The organism is Nocardioides sp. CPCC 206348, from assembly GCF_048654705.1.
Lineage (GTDB): Bacteria > Actinomycetota > Actinomycetes > Propionibacteriales > Nocardioidaceae > Nocardioides.
Window position 1 is genome coordinate 68,863 of the sequence record NZ_JBMCZA010000229.1, and the last position, 3,185, is coordinate 72,047.

Genomic DNA, 3,185 nt, shown 5'->3' on the forward strand with positions numbered 1-3,185 from the left:
TCTCGGCGTACACCGTGACGGTGGAGCCGGTGCTGAGCGCGGCGTAGCCCGTGGCCCGGGCGCGACACGTGAGGACGTCGCCCGGCCGGATCGGCCGGTGGAAGTGGAAGTCCTGCTCTCCGTGGACCAGCTTCATCAGCAGCTCCACGGGCGCCACGCCGAGAGCCGCCGGCGCCAGCGAGAAGAACGTCGGCACCACCGCGAACACCGGCGGAGCCAGCTCACCGCGGAGATGCGCCTCGATCGGGTCGTTGGTGGCCGCTGCGTACTCGGCGATCCGTTCGGCAGTGACCTCGAAGACCTGGTCCTCGGTCCACTCGCCCAGCCCGGAGTCCTCGAAGGTCACTGCCGTCGTCATCGCTTCGTCGTCCGTTTCAGGCCGCGACGAGGTCGGCGAACGTCGCCAGCGACTTCTCGAGGTCGCCCTGGGCGTTCTTGGCCACTGCCTTGCCGATCGGGCCGACGATCATCGCGCCGTTGAAGTCGGCGTCGATGGTCGCCGTCGAGCCGCCGTCGGCCGGGGCGACGGACAGGACGAACTTGATCTTCACGCCGGCCATGCCGAGACCCTCGATGGTCACGGTGTTCGGCGCCTCGAGCTCGGTGATCGTCCACTCGATCTTGTTCGCCATGCCCATCACCGAGACGACCTCGGTCACCTGGGTGCCGACGGTGATCTGGGCGGGCAGCTCGCTCTTCCAGTTCTGGTGGATGGAGAGCCACTTCTCCCACTCGGCGAGGTTGGACAGGTTGTCCCACGCGGTCTGGGGGTCGACGGGGAGGTTCTGGGTGACGGAAACGCTGGCCATGGTTGTTCTCCTGTTGGTGGTGGTGAAGGTGGACGTTCGAGGGGTCACTGCGCCTTGCGGTACGCCGTCACGACGACGGCACCGCCCAGGCCGATGTTGTGCTGGAGGGCGACGCCGTCCTTGCCGGCAGCGGACTCGACCTGCCGGGCGTCGGCGGTGCCGCGCAGCTGCCAGGTGAGCTCGCTGCACTGGGCGAGACCGGTCGCGCCGAGGGGGTGACCCTTGGAGATCAGGCCGCCGGACGGGTTGACGACCCAGCGGCCGCCGTACGTCGTGTCGTCGTTGTCGATGAGCTTGCCGGCGTCGCCGTCGGCACACAGTCCGAGCGACTCGTAGGTGAGCAGCTCGTTGGCCGAGAAGCAGTCGTGCAGCTCGATGACGTCGACGTCCTCGGCGCTGATCCCGGCCTGCTCGTAGACCTCGTCTGCCGCCCGTCGCGACATCTCCTTGCCGACCAGCGACTGGGCCGACTTGTCGGTGAAGGTGCCCTCCATGTCGGTGACCATCGACTGGCCGATGATCTCCACGGCCTGGTCGCCGAGGCCGTGCTTGTCGACGAATGCCTCGCTCGCGAGGATCACCGCGCCCGAACCGTCCGAGGTCGGGGAGCACTGCAGCTTGGTCAGCGGGCCGTAGACCTGGCGCGACGCGAGGATCTCCTCGAGCGTGTAGACATCCTGGAACTGGGCGTAGGGGTTGTTCGCCGAGTGCCGGTGGTTCTTCACCCCGACCTTCGCGAACTGCTCGGCGGTGGTGCCGTAGCGCTCCATGTGCTCGTTGCCGGCAGCCCCGAACATGTACGGCGCGGGCGGCATCGCGAACTCCTGCAGCTCGGCCAGCGCCAGCAGGTGCTTCATCAGCGGCTGCTCGCGGTCGTCGTACATCGAACCGAGCGAACCCGGCTGCATCTTCTCGAAGCCGAGCGCGAGCGTGCAGTCGGCGAGACCGCCGCGGACCGCCTGGGTCGCGAGGTAGAGCGCCGTCGACCCGGTCGAGCAGTTGTTGTTGACGTTGACGACCGGCAGCCCGGTCATGCCGAGCTCGTAGACGGCGCGCTGCCCTGCGGTCGACTCGCCGTAGACGTAGCCGACATACGCCTGCTGCACCTCGCGGTAGTCGATCCCCGCGTCCTCGAGTGCCTTGGTGCCCGACTCGCGGGCCATGTCGGGGTAGTCCCAGTCCCGTGATCCGGGCTTCTCGAACTTCGTCATCCCGACGCCGACGACATAGACCTTGTTCGCCATGAGGCGCTCCCTACGGTTCCTTGGACAAGATGTCCGGGCAAAAGTACGTTGGACAACCTGTCCAGTCAAGAGCCCGCGGCGGTAGTGTGCCCGCGTGGCGCGAACGACGGTCGACCCCGAGACAGCTCCGGACGGCCGCAACACCCGGTGGGACGACCACCGTGCCGAGCGGCACGAGCGGATCCTCACCGCAGCCATCGAGGCGATCGACGCCGAGGGCGGAGCGATCGGAGTGGCGGCCATCGCCGACCGGGCCTCGGTCCCCCGCTCGGTCGTCTACCGCCTGTTCGAGAACCGCGACGACCTCGACGAACAGATCCGGAGCCGGATCGTCGACAACCTGATGACCGATCTCGCCCCGGCGCTCGACGCGACCGGCTCCATCCGGGACGCGATCGAGGGTGCGAGCGCGACCTACGTGGGCTGGGTGGCCGGGCACCCCCGGCTGCAACAGTTCCTCGGCACCGGCTCGGCCACGCGCCGTCGTACCGGATCACGGGTCGTGACCGGCACCCGGACCGCCATCGCTCGCGACCTGGCCCAGCTCCTGGAGGCCGAGCTCTCGCACCTGTCCACCGATCCGCCGCCTCCCGGCGCCGCCGAGAACCTCGCGTTCGGAATCGTCGGGCTCGTCGACGGTGCGGTCAACCGTTGGGTGGCGCACCCGGAGTCACGGAGCACCCCCGAGGAGCTCGTCGCGTTCCTCACCGGTTCGGTGTGGAGCGTCCTGTCGTCCCACGCCGAGCACCTCGGCGTGCCGCTGACGCCGGACCAGGCCCTGGTCTCCCGGCGGGACTGATCACCAGGCGAGCTCGTGCACGAACTCGCTGAGCTGGTTGAGGTTGCGGCACTCGATCATCCGCACGATCTCGCCGTACGTCGGCGCGGCCGAGTCACCCGTCCCCCAGTTGCGCTCGTGCTCGGGGTTGAGCCAGAACGACCGCTTCACCGAGCCGGCGAGCTGCTTGAGGGTGTCCTCGTGGAGGTCGCTGTAGTTGGAGCGGGCGTCGCCGAGGATCAGCAGGGTGGTCTTCGGGCCCAGCGCGTCGGCGTGCTGCTCGGCGAACTTCGTGAAGACGCGACCGTAGTTGGTGCGGCCCCACAGCGCTGCGTGGCTGGCACTGGCCGCGAG

5 protein-coding genes are annotated in these 3,185 nt (G+C 68.7%); 1 reads left to right on the top strand and 4 read right to left on the bottom strand.

The window, feature by feature from the left end:
* The 3 genes from ACOADB_RS26150 to ACOADB_RS26160 form a co-directional block, all read right to left on the bottom strand.
* Positions 1–358, bottom strand: a 358-nt coding sequence (locus tag ACOADB_RS26150) for an FAS1-like dehydratase domain-containing protein (RefSeq protein WP_378605883.1), incomplete at its 3' end; no start/stop codon positions are given.
* 16 nt (positions 359–374) lie between these two features.
* Positions 375–809 carry an SRPBCC family protein gene (locus ACOADB_RS26155; RefSeq protein WP_378605885.1) on the bottom strand — a complete coding sequence of 145 codons (435 nt, stop codon included), beginning with the start codon at positions 807–809 and terminating at the stop codon, positions 375–377.
* A gap of 44 nt (positions 810–853) precedes the next feature.
* Positions 854–2,053 carry a lipid-transfer protein gene (locus ACOADB_RS26160; protein WP_378605888.1) on the bottom strand — a complete coding sequence of 400 codons (1,200 nt, stop codon included), beginning with the start codon at positions 2,051–2,053 and terminating at the stop codon, positions 854–856.
* A gap of 94 nt (positions 2,054–2,147) precedes the next feature.
* Between ACOADB_RS26160 and ACOADB_RS26165 the strand changes: the two genes are divergently transcribed.
* On the top strand, positions 2,148–2,852 hold the full coding sequence (locus ACOADB_RS26165) for a TetR/AcrR family transcriptional regulator (RefSeq protein WP_378605891.1): 705 nt from the start codon (positions 2,148–2,150) through the stop codon (positions 2,850–2,852).
* On the opposite strand, the gene ACOADB_RS26170 is transcribed toward ACOADB_RS26165, so the two are convergent.
* Positions 2,853–3,185, bottom strand: a 333-nt coding sequence (locus ACOADB_RS26170) for a VWA domain-containing protein (RefSeq protein WP_378605894.1), incomplete at its 5' end; no start/stop codon positions are given.

Excerpts from the sequence above, each read along its gene's own strand:
- ACOADB_RS26155 (WP_378605885.1), bottom strand. The coding sequence starts at position 809 with ATGGCCAGCGTTTCCGTCACCCAGAACCTCCCCGTCGACCCCCAGACC.
- ACOADB_RS26160 (WP_378605888.1), bottom strand. The coding sequence starts at position 2,053 with ATGGCGAACAAGGTCTATGTCGTCGGCGTCGGGATGACGAAGTTCGAG.